General features: G+C 73.3%; 24 protein-coding genes and 1 pseudogene. 8 read left to right on the top strand and 17 right to left on the bottom strand.

Features of this window, described 5'->3' with window-relative positions; translation table 11 throughout:
- Together DKT68_RS09535 and DKT68_RS09530 are read left to right on the top strand one after the other, a co-directional pair.
- A pseudogene (locus DKT68_RS09535) lies at positions 1 to 340 on the top strand (hypothetical protein); the annotation flags it as partial.
- 34 nt (positions 341 to 374) lie between these two features.
- On the top strand, positions 375 to 1241 hold the full coding sequence (locus tag DKT68_RS09530) for a 3-methyladenine DNA glycosylase (RefSeq protein WP_109817060.1): 867 nt from the start codon (positions 375 to 377) through the stop codon (positions 1239 to 1241).
- 16 nt (positions 1242 to 1257) lie between these two features.
- Here the strand turns inward: DKT68_RS09530 and DKT68_RS09525 are convergent, their stop codons facing one another.
- The 9 genes from DKT68_RS09525 to DKT68_RS09485 all read right to left on the bottom strand — a co-directional run bounded on the left by DKT68_RS09525 (position 1258) and on the right by DKT68_RS09485 (position 8554).
- Positions 1258 to 1854 (bottom strand): TetR family transcriptional regulator, encoded by a 597-nt coding sequence (locus DKT68_RS09525; protein WP_109817059.1) that lies wholly within the window; start codon positions 1852 to 1854, stop codon positions 1258 to 1260.
- 73 nt (positions 1855 to 1927) lie between these two features.
- Entirely contained in the window at positions 1928 to 2926 is a 999-nt protein-coding gene (locus DKT68_RS09520; protein ID WP_109817058.1) for an aldo/keto reductase, read from the bottom strand.
- 108 nt (positions 2927 to 3034) lie between these two features.
- Positions 3035 to 3460, bottom strand: coding sequence for an alternative ribosome rescue aminoacyl-tRNA hydrolase ArfB (gene arfB / locus DKT68_RS09515; RefSeq protein WP_109817057.1), 426 nt, complete (start codon positions 3458 to 3460; stop codon positions 3035 to 3037).
- Positions 3461 to 3494: 34 nt separating this feature from the next.
- Entirely contained in the window at positions 3495 to 3791 is a 297-nt protein-coding gene (locus DKT68_RS09510; protein ID WP_109817056.1) for a hypothetical protein, read from the bottom strand.
- Positions 3792 to 3900: 109 nt separating this feature from the next.
- On the bottom strand, positions 3901 to 4761 hold the full coding sequence (locus DKT68_RS09505; RefSeq protein ID WP_109817055.1) for a S1C family serine protease: 861 nt from the start codon (positions 4759 to 4761) through the stop codon (positions 3901 to 3903).
- 37 nt (positions 4762 to 4798) lie between these two features.
- Positions 4799 to 5758, bottom strand: a complete 960-nt coding sequence (locus DKT68_RS09500) for a VWA domain-containing protein (protein WP_109817054.1) — start codon at positions 5756 to 5758, stop codon at positions 4799 to 4801.
- Positions 5755 to 6768, bottom strand: coding sequence for a DUF58 domain-containing protein (locus DKT68_RS09495; RefSeq protein WP_109817053.1), 1014 nt, complete (start codon positions 6766 to 6768; stop codon positions 5755 to 5757). The genes DKT68_RS09500 and DKT68_RS09495 overlap by 4 nt, the downstream gene beginning before the upstream one ends.
- Entirely contained in the window at positions 6765 to 7814 is a 1050-nt protein-coding gene (locus tag DKT68_RS09490; protein WP_109817052.1) for an AAA family ATPase, read from the bottom strand. The genes DKT68_RS09495 and DKT68_RS09490 overlap by 4 nt, the downstream gene beginning before the upstream one ends.
- A gap of 233 nt (positions 7815 to 8047) precedes the next feature.
- A complete protein-coding gene (locus DKT68_RS09485) occupies positions 8048 to 8554 on the bottom strand; it encodes a hypothetical protein (RefSeq protein WP_109817051.1) in 507 nt (168 codons plus the stop codon).
- A gap of 339 nt (positions 8555 to 8893) precedes the next feature.
- On the opposite strand from DKT68_RS09485, the gene DKT68_RS09480 reads away from it, so the two are divergent.
- Complete coding sequence (locus DKT68_RS09480; RefSeq protein WP_109817050.1) at positions 8894 to 9889, top strand: endonuclease/exonuclease/phosphatase family protein; 996 nt, start codon at positions 8894 to 8896, stop codon at positions 9887 to 9889.
- 69 nt (positions 9890 to 9958) lie between these two features.
- Here DKT68_RS09480 and cimA read toward each other — a convergent pair whose 3' ends face one another.
- Entirely contained in the window at positions 9959 to 11542 is a 1584-nt protein-coding gene (gene cimA, locus DKT68_RS09475) for a citramalate synthase (protein ID WP_109817049.1), read from the bottom strand.
- Positions 11543 to 11972: 430 nt separating this feature from the next.
- Between cimA and DKT68_RS09470 the strand changes: the two genes are divergently transcribed.
- From DKT68_RS09470 to DKT68_RS09460, 3 genes are all read left to right on the top strand, one after another.
- On the top strand, positions 11973 to 12503 hold the full coding sequence (locus tag DKT68_RS09470; protein WP_109817048.1) for a carboxymuconolactone decarboxylase family protein: 531 nt from the start codon (positions 11973 to 11975) through the stop codon (positions 12501 to 12503).
- Between the two features lie 137 nt (positions 12504 to 12640).
- Positions 12641 to 13099 carry a hypothetical protein gene (locus tag DKT68_RS09465; RefSeq protein ID WP_109817047.1) on the top strand — a complete coding sequence of 153 codons (459 nt, stop codon included), beginning with the start codon at positions 12641 to 12643 and terminating at the stop codon, positions 13097 to 13099.
- Positions 13100 to 13157: 58 nt separating this feature from the next.
- The gene (locus DKT68_RS09460) at positions 13158 to 13898 is read left to right on the top strand and encodes a tyrosine-protein phosphatase (RefSeq protein ID WP_109817046.1); all 741 of its coding nucleotides are present in this window, start codon (positions 13158 to 13160) and stop codon (positions 13896 to 13898) included.
- Between the two features lie 98 nt (positions 13899 to 13996).
- Here DKT68_RS09460 and DKT68_RS09455 read toward each other — a convergent pair whose 3' ends face one another.
- Together DKT68_RS09455 and DKT68_RS09450 are read right to left on the bottom strand one after the other, a co-directional pair.
- Positions 13997 to 15094 carry a branched-chain amino acid aminotransferase gene (locus DKT68_RS09455; protein WP_109817045.1) on the bottom strand — a complete coding sequence of 366 codons (1098 nt, stop codon included), beginning with the start codon at positions 15092 to 15094 and terminating at the stop codon, positions 13997 to 13999.
- Positions 15095 to 15265: 171 nt separating this feature from the next.
- Positions 15266 to 16297 (bottom strand): 3-isopropylmalate dehydrogenase, encoded by a 1032-nt coding sequence (locus tag DKT68_RS09450; protein ID WP_109817044.1) that lies wholly within the window; start codon positions 16295 to 16297, stop codon positions 15266 to 15268.
- Between the two features lie 226 nt (positions 16298 to 16523).
- Here DKT68_RS09450 and DKT68_RS09445 point away from each other — a divergent pair, with 226 nt between their 5' ends.
- Positions 16524 to 17366, top strand: a complete 843-nt coding sequence (locus DKT68_RS09445) for an FAD:protein FMN transferase (RefSeq protein WP_109817043.1) — start codon at positions 16524 to 16526, stop codon at positions 17364 to 17366.
- 450 nt (positions 17367 to 17816) lie between these two features.
- The gene (locus tag DKT68_RS09440) at positions 17817 to 18173 is read left to right on the top strand and encodes a hypothetical protein (protein WP_109817042.1); all 357 of its coding nucleotides are present in this window, start codon (positions 17817 to 17819) and stop codon (positions 18171 to 18173) included.
- Positions 18174 to 18257: 84 nt separating this feature from the next.
- Here the strand turns inward: DKT68_RS09440 and serA are convergent, their stop codons facing one another.
- From serA to DKT68_RS09415, 5 genes are all read right to left on the bottom strand, one after another.
- Positions 18258 to 19856, bottom strand: coding sequence for a phosphoglycerate dehydrogenase (gene serA / locus DKT68_RS09435; RefSeq protein ID WP_109817041.1), 1599 nt, complete (start codon positions 19854 to 19856; stop codon positions 18258 to 18260).
- Positions 19857 to 20400: 544 nt separating this feature from the next.
- Positions 20401 to 21414 (bottom strand): ketol-acid reductoisomerase, encoded by a 1014-nt coding sequence (gene ilvC / locus DKT68_RS09430; protein WP_109817040.1) that lies wholly within the window; start codon positions 21412 to 21414, stop codon positions 20401 to 20403.
- 56 nt (positions 21415 to 21470) lie between these two features.
- Positions 21471 to 21986: an acetolactate synthase small subunit gene (gene ilvN, locus DKT68_RS09425; RefSeq protein ID WP_109817039.1), complete on the bottom strand. Its 516-nt coding sequence runs from the start codon at positions 21984 to 21986 to the stop codon at positions 21471 to 21473.
- Positions 21986 to 23869, bottom strand: coding sequence for an acetolactate synthase large subunit (locus tag DKT68_RS09420; RefSeq protein WP_109817038.1), 1884 nt, complete (start codon positions 23867 to 23869; stop codon positions 21986 to 21988). The genes ilvN and DKT68_RS09420 overlap by 1 nt, the downstream gene beginning before the upstream one ends.
- 187 nt (positions 23870 to 24056) lie before the next feature.
- Positions 24057 to 26411 carry a putative bifunctional diguanylate cyclase/phosphodiesterase gene (locus DKT68_RS09415; protein ID WP_407940714.1) on the bottom strand — a complete coding sequence of 785 codons (2355 nt, stop codon included), beginning with the start codon at positions 26409 to 26411 and terminating at the stop codon, positions 24057 to 24059.
- Positions 26412 to 26458: the final 47 nt, after the last annotated feature.

Raw genomic sequence — 26458 nt, 5'->3', positions numbered from 1 at the left:
CTGCGGCGCGGCCGGCGCCGCCGGGCCGGCCGACGGCGCGGCGCCGGCCACCGGTCGCCGCTGCCAGGCCACGGTCGGCGTGCGCAACGTCACCGGTGACCAGCAGCCCTGGCACGGCCAGCTGCAACGGGCCTACCTGCCCGGGGGGCGCTGGGTGAGCACCGACGAGCCGGCCACCCGGGCGGCCAACCTGGGGCGGGACGTCTTCGCCGACCCGATGGCCGCGGGCAGCCGGGTGGTGCTCCCGCTGGTCTTCACGGTCGACGGGCGGGACCCGCCCCGGCAGTTGGAGCTGCGCAGCGGGGTGTTCTCCGCCGGCGTGCGGGTGGACATGCCCTGACCGGCGGGCGGGCGGCGGTCGTACCCTGGGGTCCGTGACCGCCGCCCTCGCCCCCGCCGTGCTCGACGTGGCGGCCTGGCAGGCCCGCCGCCGGGCGCACGAGGAGCGGGTGGACGCCTGGCTGACCCCGCACCTGGCCCGCCGACGGCGCGGCGAGCGGCACCCGGTGGCCGACTTCCTGTTCACCTACTACTCGCACCGTCCGGCCCAGCTGCGTCGCTGGCACCCGGGCGCGGGGGTCGAGCTGCGCGGCGCCGACCCGGCCGGGTTCGGGCGGGACTACCGCGCCACCACCGCCGGGGTCACCCTCGACACCGAGGCGGTACGCGCGCGGCGCGGCGACTCGATCGGCTGGATCCGCTCGCTGCTGGTGGCCACCGCCGGGCGGACGCCGCACTTCGGCTGCTTCGGGATGCACGAGTGGGCGATGGTCTACCGGCAGACCCGCGAGGAGGTGCGGCACAACGCCTGGCCGTTGCGGCTGGACCCGGAGCGGACCGCGGCGGTCGTCGAGGAGCGGGGCGTGCGGTGCAGCCACTTCGACGCGTTCCGGTTCTTCACGCCGCCGGCCCGGCCGTTGAACGTGCTCAGCCCGACCCGGGAGACCCAGCACGCGCACGAGCAGCCGGGCTGCCTGCACGCCAACATGGACCTCTACAAGTGGGCGTACAAGCTGTCGCCGCTGCTGCCCTCGGAGCTCGTCGCGGACTGCTTCGCGCTGGCCCGCGAGATCCGCACCCTGGACATGCGGGCCTCCCCGTACGACCTGGCGGCGCTCGGTCATCCGCCGGTACGGGTGGAGACGCCGGAGGGCCGGGCGGAGTACGCCGCGGCGCAGCGCGGGTTCGCCGACCGGGCCGCCGTGCTGCGCGACCGGCTGCTCGCCGCCGTGCCGGCCTGACCCGGGAGCGTCCGGGTCAGCGCGCCGGGCGGGTCCGCAGGCCGTCGATCAGCAGGGCGACCACGGCTGCCATGTCGTCGTCGAGGCCCGGCTCGCTCCACTCCGCGCGGTGAGCCGGGTGGTGGAACCGGGCGGTGGCCTGGAGGATCGCCCGGCCGGCCAGCGCCGCGTCGGGCACGGTGAACTCGCCGGCCGCCACCCCGTCCGCGACGATCAGGCTGAGCTGGCCGGCGAGCACCTCCAGGTGGGTGGCGACGGCGCCCTCGGAGAGGGTGGCGAGCTGGTGGAAGTTGTCGAACAGCTCCGGGTCCTCCCGGGCCATCCGGCGCTTGGTGCCGCTCAGCTCGGCCAGCCACCGGCGCAGCCGCTGCGGGGCTGGGCCGGCGCCGGTGGCGACCTCGATCAGCGGGGTGGAGACCCGGGCCAGCCAGCGTTCGGCGACCGCCTCGCGCAGCGCAGCCTTGCTGGCGAAGTGCCGGTAGACGCTGCCGTGGCTGACCCCCAGCGCGCGGGCGACGTCCAGCACGGTGGCCTTGGCCGGCCCGTACCGGCGCAGCACCTCCTCGGCGGTGTCGAGGATGCGGTCGGCCGTCAGGGCGGTGGCGTCGCTCATGCCTCCAGCCTCCCTGACCGCGCGGACGGCCGTGGCGCGGCCCCCGGCCGGCGGTCGCGCCACGGCCGGGCGGTCATGCCCGCTCGCTGTCCAGGTGCGCCATGTGCGCCTCGGCGTAGCGGGCGCCGGCGGCCGCGCCGGCCGGGACGGCGGCCTCGATCGCGGCCAGGTCCGCCTCGGTCAGGGTGATCGCCGCGGCGCCGAGCGCCTCGGTCAGCCGGTCCCGGCGGCGGGCGCCGATCAGGGGCACGATGTTCTCGCCCCGAGCGAGCACCCAGGCGATGGCGATCTGCGCCACGGTGACACCGCGAGCCTCGGCGATGGCGCGCAGGGCGTCCACCAGGGCGAGGTTGCGGTCCAGGTTGGCGCCGGCGAACCGGGGCAGGTGGCTGCGGAAGTCGGTGCCGGCGGTCTCCCGCTGCGCCGTCCAGTGGCCGCTGATCAGGCCCCGGGACAGCACCCCGTAGGCGGTGATCCCGACGCCCAGTTCACGGGCCGTCGGCAGGATCGCGGCCTCGGGGTCGCGGGAGATCAGCGAGTACTCGATCTGGAGGTCGGTGATGGGGTGCACGGCGTGCGCCCGGCGCAGCGTCTCGGCACTCACCTCGGACAGGCCGATGTGCCGGATGTGGCCGGCCTTGACCAGCTCGGCGAGGGTGCCCACCACCTCCTCCACCGGCACGTCCGGCGTAAGCCGGGAGGGGCGGTAGATGTCGACGTGGTCGGTGCCGAGTCGGCGCAGGGTGTACGCGAGGAAGTTCTTGATCGCGACGGGTCGGATGTCGCTGCCGTTCCAGCCGCCCTCGACATCGCGCAGCGAGCCGAACTTGACGCTGATCACGGCGTTGTCCCGGTTGCGGCCGCGCAGCGCCTCGCGCAGCAGCATCTCGTTGTGGCCCATCCCGTAGAAGTCGCCGGTGTCCAGCAACGTGATGCCGGCGTCCAGCGCGGCGTGGATGGTGGCGATGCTCTCGGCCTCGTCGGCGGCGCCGTAGAGGTCGGACATGCCCATCAGGCCGAGCCCGAGCGCGGAGACGGTGGGGCCGGTGGTGCCGAGGGTGCGGGTTTCCATGGGTCTTCCTCTCCTGGGGTGACCCGTTGAGCGTACATCCTTTGGCTAACAGATTCTAGATTCTGTCATCCGATAGTCGGGGGGGCCGCGGGAACGGGTGGACCCGGGTTACTCGCCGTCGACGCGGCGGTCGCGCTTGCGCTGGGACTGGCGCTTCTTCTCCGCCAGCCGGCGCTCCTTGGCGCCGCGGGACGGGCGCGTCGCCCGGCGCGGCGGGGGTGGAGGGGCGGCCGCCTCGCGCAGCAGCGCGACCATCCGCTCGCGGGCCGCCTCGCGGTTCGCCAACTGCGCCCGGTGCTCACTGGCGGCGATCGTCAGCACCCCGTCCACCAGGCGGTTGGCCAGCCGGGCCAGCGCCCGCGCCCGGACCGACTCGGGCACGGACGGCGAGTTGGCCAGGTCGTAGCTCAGCTCGACCCGGGAGTCGGCCGTGTTCACACCCTGCCCGCCCGGCCCGGACGAACGGGAGAAGCGCTCCCGCAGCTCCCCGGCGGGGACGACCCACCGGTCGGTCACCCGCAGTCCGTCGTCCACGCCCCGAGGCTAACCCGCACCGACGCCCCGAGGGTCACCGGTGCGGCGGTTCACTCTGCGTCGCGGACGGGCTGGGCGCCGGGCCGGCGGTCTCGTCGTCCGAGCCGACCGCGGCGTACGCCGCCGCGCCGAACAGCAGCAGCGCGATCACCCCGGCCTTCGTGGCGACGGCCCGGATCAGCACCCACGCGTTGCGGCGGGCACCCGGCACCGATTTCTTGACGGTCTGGTAGTCACTCCACCCGCGCCGCGCGCGGGTGTACGCCGACCCCACTGCACATCCGATGATCAGGCCCACCAGCAGGAGGACCGCGAGAAGAGGACGCTCCACCTCCGCCAGTATCCATACCGAGCGTGATATTTCCATGGCCCGATGCTCTCCGGCCGGATATCCGACAGAGGCGGCGATCCCACCGGCTGCGGCGAGGCGTCCGGGCAGCTCAGCCGCCCTTGCCGATGATCGTGTCGGCGGTCTGCTGCACCTGCTCGATCGGGATCGCGAAGCCGATGCCGATGGAGCCGTTCCCGTCGATGGTGGCGATCGCGGTGTTCACCCCGACCACCTCCCCACGGGCGTTGACCAACGGCCCACCCGAGTTGCCGGGGTTGATGGACGCGTCGGTCTGCACCGCGCTGTGCCGGTTGTTGCCCAACCGCACCTGACGGTCCAACGCGCTGACGATGCCCGCGGTGACCGTTCCGGACAGACCGAGCGGCGAGCCCACCGCGAGCACCGGCTCACCGACCCGGGTGGCGCCCGGCTTGGCCAGCGGCAGCGGGGCTAGCCCGGCGGACGCGGGCACCTTCAGCACCGCCAGGTCACTGCGGGGCTCCCGCCCGACCACCTCGGCGGCGAACCGGCGACCGTCGGGCAGCTCCACCGTCACCGAACCGGTGCCCCCCTTCGCCAGGATGTGGTCGTTGGTTATCAGGTGCTGCTGGTCGTCCACGGCGAAGCCCGAGCCGGTCGCGGACGCCCCGTTCGCGCCGCCGGCCAGCACCGACACCACTCCCGGCACGGTCCGCTCGGCGGCGGTCACCAGTTCCGCCGGCACCGGGGCGGCGGACGCCGCGGCCTCGCCCGGAGCGCCGTCCCGGCTCGCCACCACGCCACCGGCCAGGGCACCCGAGACGGCGGAGAGCGCCACCACGGCCAGCGTGGCGAGCAGTCGGCCCGGCCGCCGCCCGCCGGGCTCCCTACCGCCGCCCGGCGCGTCCCACCACCCGCGCCCGTCCGGGTCGAGTTCCGGCGAGATGAACCAGGGACCGCGTGGTTCGCCCAGTCCGGTCTGCACTGCCATGCGTGCTCCTTCCGGTCGAAGTCCGTTACCCGGCGGGTCAGGGCAGTCGGGAGAACCAGCGCATCGAGCCGGCGGCCGCACCCATCGCGAAGACCAGTCCGAGGCCGATGAACCGGGCCGAGACGTCCTGCCGCTCGGTGCGGTAGCCGACGGAACTACCGATGTCGTCGTAGACGGCGCGCAGCTCGTCCCTGGTGCTGGCCTCGTGGAACATCCCGCCGGTCTCGTCGGCGACCGCCTTGAGGGTCTGCCCGTCGACGGGCACCTGGATCGGCCGCCCGCCCCGGTCCACGAACCCGGACGGGGTGCCGAAGGAGATGGCGTGCACCGGCACCTTCGCCGCCACCGCGTCCGCCGCCGCCTCCATCGGGTCCATCCCGGAGGTGTTCGCCCCGTCGGAGAGCAGGATGATCCGGGCCGGCGGTGTGTCCGTGGCGGCCTGGCTGTCCAGGCCCTTGACCGCACCGAGCGAGGTGTTGATGGCCTCGCCGATCGCGGTGCCCTGCACGCCGGTCACCCCCTCGGCGAGCCGGCCGATCCCCTCGTCCAGGGCCTCCCGATCGGTGCCGGGTGGCACCAGCACGGCCGCGCTGCCGGCGAACGCGACCAGACCGACGTTGAACTCGTCGGGCAGGCCGTCGACGAAGCGCCGCGCCGCCTGCTTGGCCGCCGCCAGGCGGTCCGGGTCCACGTCGGTGGCGAGCATGGAGGTGGACACGTCCACGGCCACCATCACCGTGGCCCGTTCCCGGGGCACCCGGACCTCGGCGGTGGGCCGGGCGAAGCCGACCACGAGCAGCGCCAGCATGGCCAGGAACAGCCCGGCCGGGACGTGCCGCCGCCACGCCGGCCGCTCCGGCGCGACCCGGTCCAGCAGCCGCAGGTTGGTGAAGCGGACCGCGTACCGGCTGCGTCGGCGCTGCATCACCAGGTACACGACGACCAGGGCGAGCACGCCGATCAGCAGCCAGAGTCGTACCGGCGACTGCCAGATCACGCGGCACCTCCCCGGGCGGCCCCGGCCGGCGCGGCGGCCAACCGGCGCTGGGCGTGCACGTGCCGGACGATGTCCGCGCTCCAGTCCCGGTCGGTGCGCAGCGCCAGGTGGGTGGCGGCGCTGCGACGCAGCGCCCGGTGGACCTGGTCCCGCTGGGCGGCCGCGGCCTCGGCGTACCGCTCCCGCAGTCGACGGTCCGACGTGCACACCTCCCGATGGCGGCCGGTCTCCGGGTCGACGAGCGTGATGAGGCCGACGTCCGGCAGCTCCAGCTCGCGCGGGTCGGTCACCTCGACCGCCAGCACCTGGTGCCGGGCGGCCAGCCGGCGCAGGGTCCGCTCCCAGGGCGGCGGCTGGTCGGGATCGTCGGGCAGGCCGTCGAGGAAGTCGGAGACCACCACGACCAGCCCGCGCCGGTTGGCGACCCGGTGCAGGGCGTCGAGCCCGTCCGCCAGCTCCGGCGGTTCGACCGACGGTCTCCGCCCCGGCCGGTCGCCGGGCCCGCTGGCACGCGGGGCGGCCAGCAGCGCGCGGAGCAGACCGAGCAGATGGGTACGCCCGCTGCGCGCCGGGAAGCGGCGGACCCCGTCGGCGCGCAGCACCTGGGCCCCGAGCCGGTTGCCGACGCCGGCGGTCAGGAAGCCGATCGCGGCGACCGCGGCCACCGCCAGCTCCCGCTTGTCCAGCTCGGCGGTGCCGAACTCCATGCTGGCGCTGGCGTCGACCAGCAGCCAGGTGGTCAGTTCCCGGTCCGCGTCGACCTGCCGGACGTGCGGCACGGCGGTCCGGGCGGTCACGGCCCAGTCCATCCGGCGGACCTCGTCCTCGCCCGGCCGGTACTCGCGACTGCCGGCGGGTTCGCTGCCCGGCCCGGGCAGAAGGCCCCGGTACTGACCGTGCAGCAGGCCGTTCAGCCGGCGGGTGACGGTCAGCTCCAGGCGGCGCAGTCGTTGGTCCGGCGCCAGCTCGGCCAGGCTCGGGTCGGCCGGCGTGGTGACCACGGGCCTCATGCCGCGGCCAGGTCGGCTGACTGCTGCGGCTGCCCGTTGGCCAGCCGGGGCGGTGGCACCGCCTCCACCAGCCGGCGCACCACGCCCTCGGCCGAGACCCCGTCGGCGACCGCGTCGAAGGAGAGCACCAGCCGGTGGGCGAGCACGTCGACGGCCAGCTCGCGGACGTCCTCGGGCAGCACGTACTCGCGTCCGCGCAGCAGCGCCAGGGCCCGGGCGGCCGCGACCAGGCCGAGGGTGGCCCGGGGGCTGGCCCCGTACGCGAGCAGCGGCGCGAGCTCCGGCAGCCCGAACCGGCCCGGGTCGCGGGTGGCGAGGATGAGCCGGACGACGTACTCGGCCAGGGCGTGGTGCACGAAGACCCGCTCGGCATGGGCCTGGAGGTCCCGCAGCCGTTGCGCGTCGAGCACCTGGCGTGCGCTCGGCCGGTCGGTGCTCATGCGGTAGAGGATGGCCAGCTCGTCGGCATCGCTCGGGTAGTCCACGACCACCTTCATCAGGAACCGGTCGCGTTGTGCCTCCGGGAGCTGGTAGACGCCCTCGGACTCGATGGGGTTCTGGGTGGCCAGCACCAGGAACGGCGCCGGGACCGGCCAGCTGCGCCCACCGATCGAGACCTGCCGCTCCGCCATCGCCTCCAGCAGCGCCGACTGGACCTTGGCCGGGGCCCGGTTGATCTCGTCGGCCAGCACCATGTTCGCCATGATCGGGCCCAGCTCGATGTCGAAGGTCTCCTTGGAGGCCCGGTAGATCCGAGTGCCGACGATGTCGGAGGGCACCAGGTCCGGCGTGAACTGGATTCGGGAGAAGGTGCCGCCGACCACGGTGGCGAGGGTCTGCGCGGCCAGCGTCTTCGCCACACCGGGGACCCCTTCGAGGAGGCAGTGCCCGTTGGCGACCAGAGCGGTGAGCAGGCGTTCGACGAGCCGATCCTGCCCGACGATCACGCGTTTGACCTCGAAGAGGGTCTGTTCCAGCTCGACGCCGCTCGGCTCGGGATCGACCGAGGTGGGCATGCTGGCCAGGGTGTCCGAGATGTCCGTCACGGTGCTTGCTTCCCGGGGCGGCAGCCCGGCAAACGTCGGATTATCAGCGCCGAACGGCCCGAACGCACCCCGGGTCGGGATGAACTGTTCGGATGGGTGACAACCGCCCCGGGACGGCACGAGCCACGCGCACGACGTCAGACGGAGTGCAGGGCGAAGCCGCCGGGCGGGCCGGCGGCTTCATCGGGACAACCCGGGTCGCCGGCCCTTGACCAGGCCGGCCCCCCGGACCGTCAGGAGGTGTGGACGACCAGGTGGAAACCCAGGTCGGCCGGAGTGCCCGCCGAGTTTCGGGTCTGCACGAAGACCCCGTTCGGCGTGCCCAGCCGAGCTGCGACCGAGATCTCGCCGGCCGGCGGGATGCAGCAGGCGTCAGCCCGCCCGATGGTGGCCACGAAGACGGCGTTCGTCACGGTGTTGGCGAACTGGACCTCGTACTGGCCGACGCCGTACTTGATCACCGTGCCGGTGCCGCGCGCCCTGGTGCCGTTGGCGTTGACGACCACGATGGTGGTGCTGGCCGCGAGTGTGGTCGCACCGGACTTCAGCGCGGCCTTGGCCTTGCGGGCCGACTCCGCCGTCACCGGCGGCTGGGCGTTCGTGCTGCGGGCCGCCGGCTGGACGGCCTCCGCCGGAGCCTTCGCGGTCGGCTGGGCGACGGCGATCCCGCCCCCAGCCAGGCTGAGGCCCAGGACGGCGAACGTGACCGCCGCCGCCTTACGTCGGAAAGATGTGCTCATGACAGGTCCCCCTTGTGTGACCGTGCGAATTCGGCCGACCCGCGGGGCGGGACGGATGACTGCCTGTAATAGGTGGACGACGACAATGAGACCGGAGCAAGTGTTCTCACGCGCACCTGGTGAGGTTGATTTCTCAACGATCTACGTCCGGCCTGAGCTGGGATTACTACTCAGAGTTGCGTCGTTTAGGCCAGATGGAACGTAGCACCGGAAAAAGCCGAACGTCAATAGTTGATCTCACTTTATCGAGCTGTCGGCCAGGCGTCAGATAATTGTGAAAGGTGAACGGAAAACCATTCATGAAATGGGGGACGGCGGGTTCCCGCTAGGCTGACGGCCATGATCGTCGACGTTGCGTCCACGCCGACCCGAGGCCGCTTCGCCCAGATCGGCTCGGTGGTCTGCTGGTTGGCGGTCGTACCGCCGGTCGCCTGGGCCGCCGTCCGGCTGGCCGGCCTGGACCGGGGGCCGCTGGTGCAGGCGCTCGCCTTCACCCCGTACGTCGCGGGCTGGAGCGTGCCGGCCGTGGCCCTCACCCTCGCCCTGCGGCGCTGGTGGCCGGCGGCCGTCGCGGCGCTGGCCGCCGTGGCGCTGCTCGGCGTGGTCGCGCCCCGGGCGCTGGCGGCCCCGCAGCCGACGGTGACCGGCCCGACCGTGCGGCTGCTCACCGCCAACCTGCTCGCGGGCGCCGGTGACGCGCGGACCCTGGTCGAGCTGGTCCGGCGCCACCGGGTGGACGTGCTCACCGTGCAGGAGTTCACCCCGGACGCACAGGCGGCCCTGCGTCGGCTCGGCCTCGATGAGCTGCTACCCCACCGGCAGCTCAACCCGCAGATCGGCACGCCCGGCTCCGGGCTCTACTCGCGCTGGCCGATCGCCGACGCCGGCATCCGGCACAACCGCGGCGGCTGGGGCTTCACCCAGGCGTACGGCACGCTGGCCGTCCCCGGCACACCCCCGGTCCGCGTCGAGTCGGCGCACCCGTCGGCGCCGTACGCGCTGGACCAGGTCGGCGCGTGGCGTGCCGACCTGGCGGCCCAGCCACCGGCCACTCCGGACGGTGGCCTGCGCATCCTCGCCGGGGACTTCAACGCCACCCTCGACCACGGCCCGCTGCGGGCCCTGCTGCGCACCGGTTACGTCGACGCCGCCGACGCCACCGGGGCGGGACTGACCGGCACGTGGGGCCCGTACGACGGCGACCTGATCCCGCCGGTCACCATCGACCACGTGCTGGTCGACCGTCGCATCGCGGTCCGCTCGGTGACGGTGCTCGCCCTCCCCGGCAGCGACCACCGCCCCGTGCTGGCAACCCTCACCCTCCCCACCGGCTGACCCACGCGCCGACCCACCGGGGGCCAGCCGCGCCGCCCTGCGCGCCGCGCAGGGCGGGTGAGAGGTGGATCAGACGGGCGCGGGGGCCAGGCCGTAGGTGAGGGCGTCGACGAGGGCGTGCCAACTGGCCTCGACCACGTTGGGGTGCACGCCCACCGTGGTCCAGTCCCGGCCGCCGCCGTCGGCGGTCTCCAGCAGCACCCGCGTCACCGCGCCGGTGCCGTGGCTGCCCTCCAGGATGCGCACCTTGTAGTCGGCCAGCTCGAAGTCGCGCAGCTGCGGGTAGTGCCGCGCCAGCCCGACCCGCAGCGCCTCGTCCAGCGCGTTGACCGGGCCGTTGCCCTCGGCGGTGGCGATCACCCGCTCCCCGCGTACCCGGATCTTCACGGTCGCCTCGGAGACCACCGCGCCGTCCTCGCGGTGCTCCACCAGCACCCGGTACGACTCCAGCGTGAACGGCCGCGCCGGACCGCCCTCCGGCAGCTCGGAGCGGACCAGCAACTCGAAGGACGCGTCCGCCGCCTCGAAGGACCAGCCGCCGGCCTCCAGCTCCTTGACCCGTTTGGTGACCCGGGTCAGCGCCTCCGGACGGCCGGCCAGGTCCAGCCCGAGCTCGCGACTCTTGAGCTCGACGCTGGCCCGGCCGGCCATCTCGGTTATCAGGATCCGCATGTCGTTGCCCACCACCGACGGGTCCACGTGGTTGTAGAGCAACGGGTCGACCTTGATCGCGCTCGCGTGCAGCCCCGCCTTGTGGGCGAAGGCGGCGGCCCCGACGTAGGCCTGGTGGGTGTCGGGGGCGATGTTGGCGATCTCGGCGATGGCGTGCGAGACCCGCACCATCTGCGCCAGGCAGCCCTCCGGTAGGACGGGCATGCCCAGCTTGAGTTGGAGGTTGGCGACGACCGCGAAGAGGTCGGCGTTGCCGGGGCGCTCGCCGTACCCGTTGGCGGTGCCCTGCACGTGGCGGACACCCGCCTCCACCGCCGCGATCGTGTTGGCCACCGCGCACGAGGTGTCGTTCTGCGCGTGCATGCCGAGCAGCCCGGGGTCGATCCCCAGCCGGCCGGTCAGGTCGGCGATCACGGCGGTCACCTGCGACGGCAGCATTCCGCCGTTGGTGTCGCAGAGCACCATCCGCTCGGCCCCGGCGGCGAGCGCGGTCTGCACCACGGCCGCGCCGTACGCCGGGTCGTGCCGGTAGCCGTCGAAGAAGTGTTCCCCGTCCACGAAGACCCGGCGGCCCTCGCCGACGAGGTGGCTGACGGTGTCGTGGATCATCGCCAGGTTCTCCGCGCCGGTGGTGCGCAGCGCGCGCTCGACGTGCCGGGTGTCGGCCTTCGCGACCAGCGCCACCGCGGGGGTCTGCGCGTCCAGAAGGCCGCGCACCTGGGGGTCGTCGGCCACCGCGACACCGGCCTTGCGGGTGGCGCCGAACGCGACCAGCACGGCGTGCCGCAGGTCCAGCTCGGTGCGGGCCCGGCGGAAGAACTCGGTGTCCTTGGGCACCGCGCCCGGCCAGCCACCCTCGATGAAGCCGACACCGAACTCGTCGAGCAGTCGGGCCACCGCCAGCTTGTCGACCACCGAGTAGGTGAGCCCCTCGCGCTGGGCGCCGTCGCGCAACGTCGTGTCGTAGACCTGGAACGTCATCAGGATCCTTTCTCGGAGCAACAAAAAGACCTCCCGCGGATGCGGGAGGTCTGCGCGCTCGGCGGAGGGAGAGCCGGCGCGCTAGGTCGCAATAATCAGGGCTGTGCTGGTCACGGTCGCCACTCTGCCACCCCTCCCCTGATTTTGGGAGAAATAATCCACATCGCGAGACGGTGACGCAGTGTCGCCACACCCGGGCATGGTCCCGTCGCGGGCACAACCCGCCGCTCGTGATCGGCTTCACACGTCACCTGCCCGCTCAGCGGCGCGAACAGTCCTAGGGAAGCATCTGGAACAGATCCAGTTACCGGCCCCTGCGCCGCTCCCCAGGAGGACCCTTGCTCACTGTCGGTAACCCCTTCCCGGAGTACGAACTCACCGCCTGCGTGTCCCTGGACGCCGACCTCCTCGCCGGCGCCGGGGCCTGACCGTGGGCCTGGACGCGATCACGGCGGCTCTGCCCGAGTACGCCAAGGACATCAGGCTCAACCTGGGCTCCATCGTCGGCACCTCGACGCTGACTCCGGTGCAGGCCTGGGGCACCGCGCTGGCCTGCGCGGTGGCCTCCCGCAACCCCGTGGTGCTCCGCGAGATCGCCGCCGAGGCGCTCGGGCACCTCGAGCCGGAGGGCGTCCGGGCCGCCAAGGGCGCCGCGGCCATCATGGCCATGACCAACGTCTACTACCGGGCCAAGCACCTCATCGGCGACGAGCAGTACGCCTCGACGCCGGCCCGGCTGCGGATGCAGATCATCGCCCGGCCCGGGGTGGACAAGGGCGACTTCGAGCTGTGGTGCCTCGCCGTCTCGGCGATCAACGGCTGCGGGGTGTGCCTGGAGTCGCACGAGAAGGCGCTGCGCCGCAGCGGCTTCACCCGGGAGCAGGTGCACGAGGCGCTGCGGATCTCCGCCGTGGTGCACGCCGCGGCCGTCACCCTGGACGCCGAGGCCGCCCTCGCCTGACCGGTACGCCCCGACGGGCCGCCGCCGCACCCGCGGTGTCGGCCCGTCGCCGTTTCCGGCCCCCGGCGGCCGGGTAGCTCCTGCGGGGACGCACTCACCCACGCCGAGGCGATCGGCGACAGTCAGGAGTGAACGGGATGGACAGGATCGACCCGCACGCCACGCACGCCGCGCCGGACCCCCTGCCCGGCAGCGACCAGGGCGCGGTGCCCGGCGGCGCGCCGGCCGGCGCCTTCGACCCCTGGCGCTACCGTGACCAGGCCGGGGTGGCCGACGCCGACCTGGTCGGCTACAAGGTCGAGGCCACCGACGGTGGGATCGGCAAGATCGACAGCGCCAGCCACGAGGTGGACGGCAGCTACCTGGTGGTGGACACCGGCCCGTGGATCTTCGGCAAGAAGGTGATGCTGCCGGCCGGCACGGTCAACCAGGTCGACCACGACCAGCGCACCGTCTCCGTCGACCGGACCCGCGACCAGATCAAGGCCGCCCCCGAGTACGACGAGACCAGCCACAGCGACCCGGCATACCGGGACCATCTGGGTGGCTACTACGACGAGACGTACGGCGCGCTCCCGCCGGGCACCGCGCGGTAGCCGAACCGGACCCGACGGCCGGTGGGGGCTCGACCCCACCGGCCGTTACCGTGTCACCGTGGACGCCATCGATGACAACCGACACATCTCGCTGCCCGCGACCTTCAACTTCCGCGACGTCGGTGGCTACGCCGCCCACGACGGCCGCACCGTGTGCCGGGGCCGGCTCTACCGCTCCGACTCGCTGCACCGCCTCGGCGAGCACGACCGGGACGCGTTCGCCGCGATCGGCATCCGCACCGTCATCGACCTGCGCCGCCCGGCCGAGGTGGACCGCGACGGTCGGGTTCCGGCGTACCCGGGGCTGACCTACCGGCACATCCACCCGGAGCACGCGGACTGGGCCGAGCAGCCGCACGAGGAGGGTGTCAGCCTGGCCCGCTACCTCGCGGACCGCTACGCCGACCTGGCCCAGACCGGCACCGCCGGGCTGGCCGAGGCGGTCGGGCTGATCGCGGACTCCGCGAACGCCCCGGTGGTGGTGCACTGCGTCGCGGGCAAGGACCGCACCGGCATCGTGTGCGCGTTGACCCTCGCCGTGCTCGGCGTCGACGACGCCGACATCGTCGCGGACTACGCGCTGAGCACGGAGGCGTCGGCCCGCTTCAGCGCCTGGCTGGCCGCCACCACGCCGGGCGGGGCGAACCTGCCGGCGCCGTTCCTGGCCTCGCCCGCCGAGACGATGGAGACCTTCCTCGCCGAGCTGCGCGAGGGTCACGGCTCGGTGGAAGGCTACCTACGCCACGCCGGGGTGACCGACGAGCAACTGGCGGCCCTCCGCGATCACCTGCTGGACTAGCCGTCGGCGCGACGCCTCGGGGCCATCGGATGACCCTGAGGCGTCGCGCCCGGACGAACCGATGTCGGTCGGACCGCGTGCAGCCGTGCCGGCGGGCGTCAGAGGACCCGGCGCACCCAGCCCTGCGGGTCGGTGGCCTTGCCGCGCTGGATGTCGACCAGTTGTTGGCGTAGCGCCATCGTCACGCGGCCGGGCTCGCCGCCGCCGATCAGGAACTCGCCGTCCGGGAAGCGGACCCCGCCGATCGGCGTGATCACCGCGGCGGTGCCGCAGGCGAAGACCTCGCGGAGCCGGCCGCTGGCCGCGTCCGCCTGCCAGTCGGCGAAGGTGACCGGCCGCTCCTCGACCCGGTGACCGGCCGCGCCGGCGAGGGTGAGCACCGCGTCCCGGGTGATGCCCGGCAGGATCGTGCCGGTCAGCGGCGGGGTGACCACCGTGTCGTCGTCGTAGACGAAGAAGACGTTCATGCCGCCCAACTCGTCGACGAAGCGCCGCTCCACCGCGTCCAGGAAGACCACCTGGTCGCAGCCGGCGTCGATGGCCTCGGCCTGGGCCGCCAGTGACGCGGCGTAGTTGCCGCCGCACTTGGCCGCGCCGGTGCCGCCGGGCGCCGCCCGGGTGTAGTCCGGTGAGACCCACACGGTGACCGGCTTGACCCCGCCGGTGAAGTACGCGCCGACCGGCGAGGCGATCACCATGTAGAGGTATTCGTTGGCCGGGCGGACGCCGAGGAAGACCTCGCTGGCGAACATGAACGGCCGCAGGTAGAGGCTGCCGTCCTCACCGGTCGGGATCCACTCCTGGTCGACCTCGATGAGCTTGTGCAGCGAGTCGACGAAGACCTCGGGCGGTAGCACCGGCATCGCCATGCGCTGCGCCGAGGCGACGAACCTGGCGGCGTTGGCGTCCGGCCGGAACATGGTCACACCGCCGTCGGCGGTCCGGTACGCCTTCAGCCCCTCGAAGATCTCCTGCGCGTAGTGCAGCACCGCGCTGGCCGGGTCCATCGGGATCGGCGCGCGCGCCTCCACCCGGGCGTCGTACCAACCCTTGCCGTCGGCATAGCGGACGGTGACCATGTGGTCGGTGAACACCCGGCCGAACCCGGGGTTGGCCAGCAGGGCGGCCCGGTCGGCGGCGGATACCGGCGCGGGATTCGGACGGATCTCGAAGTCGAGCTTGTCACCACCGCTCATCGCGCTGACCTCCCTGCGGGACAACGGCATGCGGGATCGCACACCGACATGGCTGTGCCAGAAACTTACCCCGAACGGTCGTTCAGCGGGTAGCGCCGATCGGGGTCATAGAGGGCCCCGAATGGAGGCCGTGCCGGGTCGGACCGGCGCGCCGCCGGTGGCCCGGGGCGGTCAGGATACGGCGTGGGCCGCGAGCCGGTCGCCGACCTCGGCGGTACGCAGCGGCACGCCCGGCGTCCGCCCGGCGAGCTCGGCGGCGACCGCAGCGTTGACGCGGGCCGCGGCCTCGGCGTGGCCGAGCTGCTCCAGCAGCAGCGCGGCGGAGAGCACCGCGGCGACCGGGTCGGCGACGCCCTGCCCGGCGATGTCCGGCGCCGAGCCGTGCACCGGCTCGAACATCGAGGGGTACGCCCCCTCGGGGTTGATGCAGCCGCTGGCGGCCAGCCCGATCCCGCCTGTGACGGCGGCGGCGATGTCGGTGAGGATGTCGCCGAACAGGTTGTCGGTGACCACCACGTCGTAGCGCTGCGGCTGGGTGACCAGGAACATCGCGGCCGCGTCGACGTGCTGGTACTCGGTGTCGACGTCCGGGTGTTCGGCGGCGACGGCGTCGAAGGCGCGCGCCCAGAGCGACCCGGCGTGGGTGAGCACGTTGGTCTTGTGCACGAGGGTGACCTTGCGCCGCTCCCGGCGGCCGGCCCGGGCGAACGCGTCGCGGATGACCCGCTCCACGCCGTGCCGGGTGTTCAGGCTCTCCTCGGTGGCGACCTCGGCGGGGGTGTCCCGGTGCAGAGAACCGCCGGCCCCGGCGTAGAGCCCCTCGGTGCCCTCGCGCACCACGACCAGGTCGACCTCGCCCGGCTTCACGTTGCCCAGCGGGCCGGCGACCCCGGGCCAGAGGCGGGACGGACGCAGGTTGACGTACTGGTCGAAGGCGAAACGGAGCTTGAGCAGCAGACCCCGCTCCAGCACGCCCGGGGGGACCGTCGGGTCACCGACGGCGCCCAGCAGGATCGCGTCGTGGCCGGCCAGCTCGGTCAGCACCGAGTCGGGCAGCACCTCTCCGGTACGGTGCCAGCGGGCCGCGCCGAGGTCGTACTCGGTGGCCTGCACGCCGGGCAGCACGGCGTCGAGGACCTTGCGGGCCTGCGCGACCACCTCGGGCCCGATGCCGTCCCCGGCCACCACCGCGATCCGCGCCACGCCCGTACTCCTCTGCTCGACTGCACCGTCGCCGCAACGGTACGTCGCTGTCCCGCCTCCCGGTACGCCGCTTCCACATTGTGGGAGCCTCCGATACACAGGACCCTCTCAGGCGGAACTCATGTGCCGGTCATCTCCGCTGCCTACGGTGGGGGTCAGCGGGTCGCGGGGGCCCGCGGACGGTGGTCGCCGACAACGCGGCCCCGACTGCTAGGGGGCAGGCGTCATGCGCATCGACGAGCAGCCGAGGACCCGCTGGCCCGATCCGTCGGCCTTCCGGAACCGCCGGCCGGACCTCCGGCTCGGCAGCCGTCGGCAGCGGATCGACCCCGCCGTCAGCGGCCAGGGCCGGATCGCCGTGCAGCACACGGTGCGCACCCCGACCGCGGAGTACACCCTGCTGCTCAATGCGCCCGAGTGGCTCGGCCGGCGAGGTGTCGGCGAGGCGCTGCGGGACAGCGTCGCCGAGCTGCGCGCCATCGACCTCACCTACGGCCCGAACCGGCCGGAGAGCCTCGTCTCCATGCTGCGCCGGGGCGAGATCAGCCCGGACTCGTACCCGCCGCTGGCCGACCTGGTGGACCGCTGCACGGCGATGCGCGCCGCCACCGACGGGTGGTTCGACGCCTGGGCCGTGCCCGGTGGCTTCGACCCGGGCGGCCTGCTCGGCGGCTGGGCGGTCGAACGCGCCGCCGCCCGCCTGCGTGCCGCGGGCATCCACGACTACGCGGTCCTCACCGGGGCCGACCTCGTGGTCCGCGGTCGCGCGCCGCACGGCGGGCCGTGGCGGGTGGCGGTACACCACCCGACCGCGCCCGACCGCGCGCCGCTCGTGCTGGAGATGACCGACGGCGCGGTCGGCACCTCCGGGGTGACCGGACGGCAGGGGCACGTGGTGGACCCGCACACGGGCGAGCCGGCCAGTCAGCTCGTCGCCGCCACGGTCGTCGGCCCCGACCTGACGGTCGCCGACGCCTACGCCACCGCGCTCTACGCCGCCGGCCCCACCGGCCTGGCCTGGTTCCGTGGCGGCTCCGACTACCGCGCGCTCTTCGCCCACCGGCGCTGAGCGGGACGTCGCCGCACCGAGCTTGCCTCCCCGCGGCGCGGGGGCGTGTCTCCTGGATCTCGTCGAGCCGGGACGAGGCACCGGCGGCGATGCGGGAGGCTCGCCCTGGAGCCCGATTCGCACCTCGGCCGTCCCTCGGGCCGGCCGGTCGGGCTGCGATCGGCCCCCACAGCCTCGGCAACGGCCGTGGGGGCCGGTCAGCGACGAGTGCGCGTGGCTCGCACAATCGAGGGGTGCGGACCGGTCGGGCCGGACGTCGACCGCGCCACCCGAAGACGGGCCGGCGCCGCGAACTCGGCCAGTGACCGCAGTCGGTACGCTAGCGAATCGACGCAACTCGACGCAAGAGTCTCCACACCGGACCGTCGTGGCCGGACCGCAGCGGATCAGTGATTGGCCTGCGGCGAGGCAGTTTCGACATGGTGAACGACGGATGGCACGCTGTCCGCCGTGAGTTTCGATCTGAGCGTGTGGGCCCTGGAGGACGGGGCGACGCCCGAGGACGTGCGGGGCGCGGTCGAGGGTTGCCGGCAGGGGCGGCACGTGGACCGTTACCCGGACCCGCGAGTGGTCGCCTTCTACCGGGCGATCACCGCCTCCTACCCGGACCGACACCCCGGCCCGGACAGCCCGTGGGCGGTGGCGCCACTGCACGCCGCCCACGACCATGTCGAGCTGAACCTGGACCCGAACTGCGCGGACCAGGTGCTGCTGGACATCGAGCGGCTGGCCGGCGAGAACGGGCTGATGCTCTTCGACCCGCAGGACGGCTCGGTCTACCCACCCCCGGCCCGGCTGCCCGGCTGACACAGCCGGGCGGCAGGAAACCCGACCCCGGGGTACGACGGAGGGGCCCAGCGCAGAGCCGGGCCCCTCGCGGTGCTGCCGTGACTACTCGTCGCGCAGATCCGCCGCGCTGGCCGCCGTCGCGCCGATCGAGTCGGCCGCCGAGGTGAGCAGGTCGGCGCCGAGCGCCTGGTCGACGGTGAGCGTCATGAGGGTCTCGCCGCCCGCCTCGCGACGGGCCACCTGCATGGCGGCGATGTTGATGCCCGACTCGCCGAGCAGCGTGCCGACGACGCCGACGACGCCCGGCCGGTCGGCGTAGCGCAGGAAGAGCAGGATGCCCTCCGCGCCGATCTCCACGTCGAAGCCGTCCACCTCGGTGAGCTTCAGGACGTCGCGGGCACCCGAGTGGGTGACCGTGCCGGAGACGCTGACCGTCCGGCCGTCGGGCAGCGCGCCCCGCACCGTGACCAGGGTGGGCTGCTCCGCCGTCTCGGCCAGGCTGGCCAGGGTCACCTCGACGCCCCGCTCGGCAGCCAGGTGGGGGGCGTTGACGTAGGTGACCTGCTCCTCGACCACCGAGCTGAACAGGCCCTTGGTGGCGGCGAGCTTGAGCACCGACACGTCGTGGCCGACGATCTCGCCGCGGACCTCGACCGTGACGCTGGCGGCGACGCCGCCGGCGACCGCCGTGAACGCCCGGCCGAGCTTCTCGGCCAGCGGCAGCAGCGGCCGGACATCCTCGGCGACCACGCCGCCGGCCTGCACGTTGACCGCGTCCGGGACGAACTCGCCCTGCAACGCCAGCTTCACGCTCCGGGCCACCGCCAGGCCGGCCTTGTCCTGCGCCTCGTGGGTGGAGGCGCCCAGGTGCGGGGTCGCCACCACGTTGTCGAAGGCGAACAGCGGCGAGGAGGTGCAGGGCTCCTTGGAGTACACGTCCACGCCGGCGCCGCCGACGCGGCCCTCGGCGATCGCGTCGGCGAGCGCCTGCTCGTCGACCAGACCGCCACGGGCGGCGTTGACGATGCGGACGCCGGGCTTGACGATCGCCAGCTCCTTCTCACCGATCAGGCCCACCGTCTCCGGGGTCTTCGGCAGGTGGATGGAGATGAAGTCGCTCTCCCGCAGCAGCTCCTCCAGCCCGACCAGGCGCACGCCGAGCTGCGCCGCCCGGGCCGGCTGGATGTACGGGTCGTACGCGATCAGCCGGGTGCCGAACGCGGCGATGCGCTGCGCGAACAGCACCCCGATGCGGCCGAGCCCGACCACGCCGACGGTCTTGCCCTGCACCTCGACGCCGGTGTACTTCGACCGCTTCCACTCCCCCGCCTTCAGCGCGGCGCTGGCGCTCGCGGTGTTGCGGGCCACGGCGAGGAGCAGCGCGACGGCCTGCTCCGCGGCGGAGACGATGTTCGAGGTGGGCGCGTTGACGACCATGACGCCCCGCGCGGTGGCGGCCGGCACCTCGACGTTGTCCAGCCCGACGCCCGCCCGGGCGACCACCTTGAGGCGGGGCGCGGCGGCGATCGCCTCGGCGTCGATCTGGGTCGCGCTGCGCACGATGACGGCGTCGGCCTCGGAGAGCGCCGAGAGCAGGGCCGGACGGTCGGTGCCGTCGACATGACGGACGTCGAAGTCGTGGGCGAGCACCTCGATGGCGGCGGGGGCGAGTTCTTCGGCGATCAGTACGACAGGATTCATCGGTCCTCGTAGAGGTCGTGTTTGCGATCGGCCCGGGTGGCAGGGCGCCGCACTGCACCCTGCGCTGGTCGTGCCGTGGCTGTCAGGTGCCGGCTGCGCACCTACCCGCGATCGTAGGGGCCGCGCTGGTCGGTATGTTCCGGTCTTCGGGGTGAGGGCCCTCACACGCCGGGTCGGACGGTGGACATCGGCCGTTCACCAGGCCGTCACGGTTGCGCGGACCAACGATGAGCGAAGGCAGCGGCCCTCGGGGAGGCGCGGGTCGGGCCGCTGGTCTCGCGGCATCGCGCCGCCGGCCGGCCGCCCGCGGCCGGGCTCGCCCCACCTGCTGAGTCCGCCGGGTCGCACATTTGTGACGGTGATACCTGTGGGTCATCGATATGACTCACAGGTATCACGTTCAGCAGAGACGTCCGGGAGGCCGACGCCACCGGCGCGGTGCCCGGCGCAGGTTGCGAGCACGTTCCCCGGCCGGGATCCCGGTATGGACGCGCGGAGACCGTCCGGCCGTGACTGGACGGCCGGACGGTCCCCGCGGGCGACGTCAGGCGGTCTCGGTGATCGGGCGGTCGACCCAGCTCATCATGCCGCGCAGCTTCTTGCCGGTCTCCTCGATCGGGTGCGCCGCACCCTCGGCCTGCCACTTGGTGAAGTTGGGCCGGCCCGCCTCGTCCTCGGCCACCCACTCCCGGGCGAACTCGCCGGACTGGATCTCCCCGAGGATCTTGCGCATCTCGTCCTTGACGCGGGAGTCGATGATCCGCGGGCCACGGGAGAGGTCGCCGTACTCGGCGGTGTCGGAGATGCTGTACCGCATCTTCGCGATGCCGCCCTCGTACATCAGGTCGACGATCAGCTTCAGCTCGTGCAGGCACTCGAAGTAGGCCACCTCGGGGGCGTAACCCGCCTCGGTGAGCACCTCGAAACCGGTCTGCACCAGTGCCGCCGCTCCGCCGCAGAGGACCGCCTGCTCGCCGAAGAGGTCGGTCTCGGTCTCCTCGGTGAAGGTGGTCCGGATCGCGCCGGCGCGGGTGCCGCCGATCCCCTTGGCGTACGCGAGGGCGAGCGCGAGCGCGTTGCCGCTGGCGTCCTGCTCGACGGCGACCAGGCACGGCACCCCCTTGCCGTCGGAGTACTGGCGACGGACCAGGTGGCCGGGGCCCTTCGGCGCGACCATCGCCACGTCCACCTCGGCCGGCGGCTTGATCAGCCCGTACCGGATGTTGAAACCGTGGCCGAAGAAGATCGCCTTGCCCGGAGCGAGGTGCGGGGCGATCGACTCGGTGTAGAGGGCACGCTGGGCGGTGTCCGGTGCGAGCACCATGATCACATCGGCCTCGGCGGCGGCCTGCGCGGGCGTGACGACCCGCAGGCCCTGCTCCTCGGCCTTGGGACGGCTCTTCGAGCCCTCGGGCAGACCGATCACCACGTCGACGCCGGAGTCGCGCAGCGACAGCGCGTGGGCGTGGCCCTGGCTGCCGTAGCCGATCACCGCGACCTTCTTGGCCTGGATCAGGCCGAGGTCGGCATCGTCGTCGTAGTACACCTCAACGCTCATGAGACTTCCCTTTCGTACGACGGCCCGGGCGGCCCGTCGTGGACTGTGCGGATGGGTCAGGCGGCCCGCAGCGCGGGACCGGCGGTGATCGAACGCGAGCCGCGACCGATCGCCACCAGCCCGGACTGGACCATTTCCTTGATGCCGAAGGGCTCGAGGTCGCGCAGCAGCGCGTCGAGCTTGTCCGGAGTGCCGGTGGCCTCGATGGTCAGCGTGTCCGGTGCCACGTCGACCACCCGGGCGCGGAACAGGTTGACCGTCTCGAGCACCTGTGTCCGCGCGGACCGGTCGGCGCGGACCTTCACCAGCAGCAGCTCCCGGGCGACCGAGACCTGCGCGTCCAGCTCGACGATCTTGAGCACGTTCACCAGCTTGTTGAGCTGCTTGGTGACCTGTTCCAGCGGGGACGACTCGGCGTTGACCACGATGGTGATCCGGGAGACGTCCGGGTTCTCGGTCTCGCCCACGGCTAGGCTGTCGATGTTGAACCCGCGCCGGGAGAACAGGCCGGAGACCCGGGCGAGCACGCCGGGCTTGTTCTCCACGAGAACCGAAAGCGTGTGCATCGTCATCAGATGTCATCCTCGTCGAAGGCCGGGCGGACGCCGCGGGCGAACATGATCTCGTCGTTGCTGGTGCCGGCCGCGACCATCGGCCAGACCATGGCGTCCTTGCCGACCACGAAATCGATCACCACCGGGGCGTCGTTGATCTCCATGGCGGCGGCGATGGTCTTGTCCACGTCGTCGGCGTTCTCGCAGCGCAGCCCGACGCAGCCCAGCGCCTCGGCGAGCTTGACGAAGTCGGGAATGCGGTGCTTGTGGGTGCCGAGGTCGGTGTTGGAGTAGCGCTCGTTGTAGAACAGCGTCTGCCACTGCCGGACCATGCCGAGGTTGCCGTTGTTGATCACGGCGATCTTGACCGGGATCCCCTCCAACGCGCAGGTGGCCAGCTCCTGGTTGGTCATCTGGAAGCAGCCGTCGCCGTCGACCGCCCAGACCACCGTGTCCGGCTTGCCGACCTTGGCGCCCATCGCCGCCGGCACCGCGTAGCCCATCGTGCCGAGGCCGCCGGAGTTCAGCCAGGTGTGCGGCTTCTCGTAGGAGATGAACTGTGACGCCCACATCTGGTGCTGGCCCACCCCGGCCACGTAGATCGCGTCCGGGCCGACGATCTCGCCCAGCCGCTTGATCACGTACTGCGGGGAGAGCGTGCCGTCGGCCGGCTCGTCGTAGCCCAGCGGGTAGCGGTTGCGCAGGTCGTCGAGCTGGGTCCACCAGTCGCCCAGGTCACTGTCGTGCCCGGTCGACCGCTCCGCCGTCACCGCCGCGATCAGCTCGTCGATGACGTGCCGGGCGTCGCCGACGATCGGCACGTCCGCGTGCCGGTTCTTGCCGATCTCCGCGGGGTCGATGTCGGCGTGCACCACCGCCGCGTCCGGGGCGAACGAGTCCAGCTTGCCGGTGACCCGGTCGTCGAACCGGGCGCCCAGAGCGACGATCAGATCCGCCTTCTGCAGGCCGTAGACCGCCGCGACGGTGCCGTGCATGCCGGGCATCCCCAGGTGCTGCGGGTGCGAGTCGGGGAACGCGCCGAGCGCCATCAGCGTGGTCACCACCGGGATGCCGGTCAGCTCGGCCAGCCGGCGCAGACCCTCGGTGGCGCCGGCCTTGAGCACCCCGCCGCCCACGTACAGCACCGGCCGGCGGGCGGCCGCCATCAGCCGGGCCGCCTCCCGGATCTGCTTGCCGTGCGGGTGCAGGGTGGGCCGGTAGCCGGGCAGGTCCAGGGTGGGCGGCCAGGCGAACGTGGTCGACGCCTGGAGCACGTCCTTGGGGATGTCGACCAGCACCGGGCCGGGCCGGCCGGTGCTGGCCAGGTGGAACGCCTCGGCCAGCACCTGCGGGATCTCCTCGGCGTTCTGCACGAGGAAGTTGTGCTTGGTGATCGGCAGCGTGATGCCCTGGATGTCCGCCTCCTGGAAGGCGTCGGTGCCGATCGACGGGCGGGCCACCTGGCCGGTGATCGCCACCATCGCCACCGAGTCCATGTACGCGTCGGCGATCGGGGTGACCAGGTTGGTCGCGCCGGGGCCGGAGGTGGCGATGCAGACACCGACCTTGCCGGTGGCCTGCGCGTACCCGGTCGCCGCGTGCCCCGCGCCCTGCTCGTGCCGGACCAGGATGTGCCGGACGCTGGAGTCGTAGAGCGGGTCGTACGCGGGCAGGATGGCGCCGCCCGGGATGCCGAAGACGACGTCGACGCCGAGCGCCTCCAGGGACCGCACGAGCGAGCCGGCGCCGGAGACCGGCGCCGGAGCGGATGGCCGTACCACCGGAACGGCCGGGGTGGCCGCAGCGCGCGCGGCGGCGGGGTCGACGGTGCCGGCCGGCTCGGCGGCCGCGCGGGCACGCCGGGCGGTGTGGGCGAGAGTCTCGGGCGTGGGTCTCGTCATGGCGGTTCTGGCCTTCGGCTGGAATGGCTGGGGCTTGTCAAGCGATGCGACGCGGGCGGGGCCCGCCCCGACAGGTTCCGATGGCAATAAAAACGGCCCTCGTGCAGATGCACGGGGCCAGCGCACTCTCGATGAGGGAGAGTGCGCTCAGGTAAGTACTCGCAGCGACCGGTACGACGACATGCGGCTAAGCCTGACGCATCTCACGCGATGAGTCAACTGATCCCACATGTTGGTTAACGGAGCGCGGCGCGTCGGCCGGCGACGCGCTCTCGGCAACCGGGGTGACCTGCCCGGATCCGCCGAGAGGCCGGCGCGGCGTGGGCAGCGGCGCGGGCCGCGCGCCCGGCGAGGTGGCCGCCTCCAGCATCGCCTCCAGGTGCTCCGACGGCACGCCCCAGCCGAAGAGCGCGCCCTGGCCGAACCGGCAGCCGGCGGCCACCACCGCGGCCAGCTCGGTCGGCGTGGTCACCCCCTCGGCGATCACCTCCAGCCCCAGTTGGTGCCCCAGTCGCATCACGATGTCGACCATCGGGGCGAACGCCGGACCGTCCGCGCCGACCGGGCGGACCGGCTCGTGCTCGGCGACCAGACTGTGGTCGATCTTCAGGATGTCGATCGGCAGCCGGCGCAACTGCCCCAGCGAGGAGTAGCCGGCGCCGAAGTCGTCGAGCGCGATCCGGACGCCGGTCAGCCGCAGCGCGGTCAGCCGGCGGATCAGCTCGTCCAGGTCGGTGGCGACCGCGTGCTCGGTGACCTCCAGCACCAGCCGCTGCGGCGGCACGTGGTGGGCGCGCAGCGCCTCGGCGACCTGGACCACGTACTCCGGGGCGTGCAGCTCGCGCGGCGAGACGTTCACCGAGACCCACACATCGTGCCCGTCGGCCAGCCACCGGGAGAGCTGGTAGCAGGCCTGGTGCAGCACCCAGGCGCCGAGCGTCGAGATCATCCCGCACTCCTCGGCCAGCGGGATGAACTCGTCCGGGCGAACGTTGCCCAGCTCGGGGTGGTGCCAGCGGAGCAGCGCCTCGGCGCCCACCGGGCGCACCGACGGCAGTGAGGCCACCGGCTGGAACGCCAGCCGCAGCTCGTCGCGCTCGATGGCGCCACGCAGCTCGTGCTCCAGCGTGGTGCGCCGGCGCAGCAGCTGGTCGTACGTGGCGTCGTAGCGCTCGATCCGGTTCTTGCCGCGCTGCTTGGCGTAGCGCAGCGCCAGGTCGGCGTGGCGCAGCAGCAGCTCCACGTCCGGCTCACCGGCCCACCCGGCGACGCCGATGCTCACCGACAGGAAGACCGGCCCCTCCGCCTGGTCGTACGGCCGGTTGAGCACCCCGAGCAGCCGCTCGGCGACCCGGTCCGCGTCGGCGGGCCGGCCGGGCATGAGCACGGCGAACTCGTCGCCGCCGAGCCGGGCCGCCACGTCGCCGGGGCGCAGGTTGCCGCGCAGCCGCCGGCCCACCTCGGCCAGCACGGCGTCGCCCACGTCGTGGCCCCGCATGTCGTTGACGTTCTTGAAGCCGTCGAGGTCGAGCCCGAGCAGCACGCACGGGGTGCCCGCCGCCGCGCTGTCGTGCAGCGCGCGCAGCAGCCCGCGCCGGTTGGCCAGCGTGGTCAGCGGGTCGGTGTGCGCCAGCTCGCGGAAGTGCGCCTCCCGCTCGGCCAGCCGGCCGGCGTAGTTCCGGACGTCCTTGAGGGTGAGGTACTGCCGGGCCACCAGGGCGAAGCCCTCCACGCTGCCGGCCACGATGCCCGCCGCGGTGAACCTGCCGTCCTGGAGGAGGTGGTACATCGCCGAGGCGGCCATCGCCAGCATCGGGGCGACCGCGTACTCGCCGTCGCTGCCGATCAGGTCCAGGTCGACCTGCCCCGGCCGGTCGGCCCGGTACACCGCGAGCGCGACGGTCAGCAGGGCGGCGGCGAGCACCGCCGCGCCGGTCAGCGCCATGGTCGGCCCGGCCTGGCAGAGCCCGGCGGCGAGACCCAAGCCGCCGCAGCTCACCGCGCTGATGCCCGCGCCGAGCGCGGCCAGCCGCCGACGCGGGGCGGCGGCCCGGAAGACGACGATCACGGCGAGCCCGGCGCCGAGCGCGGCGCTCACCGTGGCCACCAGGATCGCCGGGCACGCCATCGGGGTGGCGGCGCCGAGCAGCCGGGTGGGCTCGGAGAAGAGCACCCAGCCGACGAACCACAGCGCGGCGGCCATGATCAAGCCGTCCAGGGCGAGCCGGGCGGTCCCCGGCGCGGTGGCGGCCACCCCGGGCAGCCGGAGCAGACCGGCGGCGAAGGCCAGCCCGCTCACCGCCGTGCCGATCGCGACCACCGTGGCCCACCCGGTGCGCTGCCCCTGCTCGTGCGCCCAGTGGTCGCCCGCGGCGAGGACGGTCGCCACCCCGACCAGCAGGCTCAGCAGGGCGGCGCCGGCGGCCACCGCGAGCAGCACGTGCGCCGGACGGCGGGGGCCGGTGCGCCGCCGGGCGACCACGGCCAGCAGGACGGCGGCGGCAGTGGCCACGAGCCCGCTCAGCGCCGCGACCGCGACCATGCCCGGGGGGAAGTGCACGCATCCAAGAGTGCCGGATGAGCGCTCGT

Origin of the sequence: Micromonospora acroterricola (assembly GCF_003172955.1) — a bacterium.
Lineage (GTDB): Bacteria > Actinomycetota > Actinomycetes > Mycobacteriales > Micromonosporaceae > Micromonospora > Micromonospora acroterricola.
The sequence above is the reverse complement of the archived record's forward strand: the minus strand, read 5'-3'. Positions and strand labels throughout refer to the sequence as shown.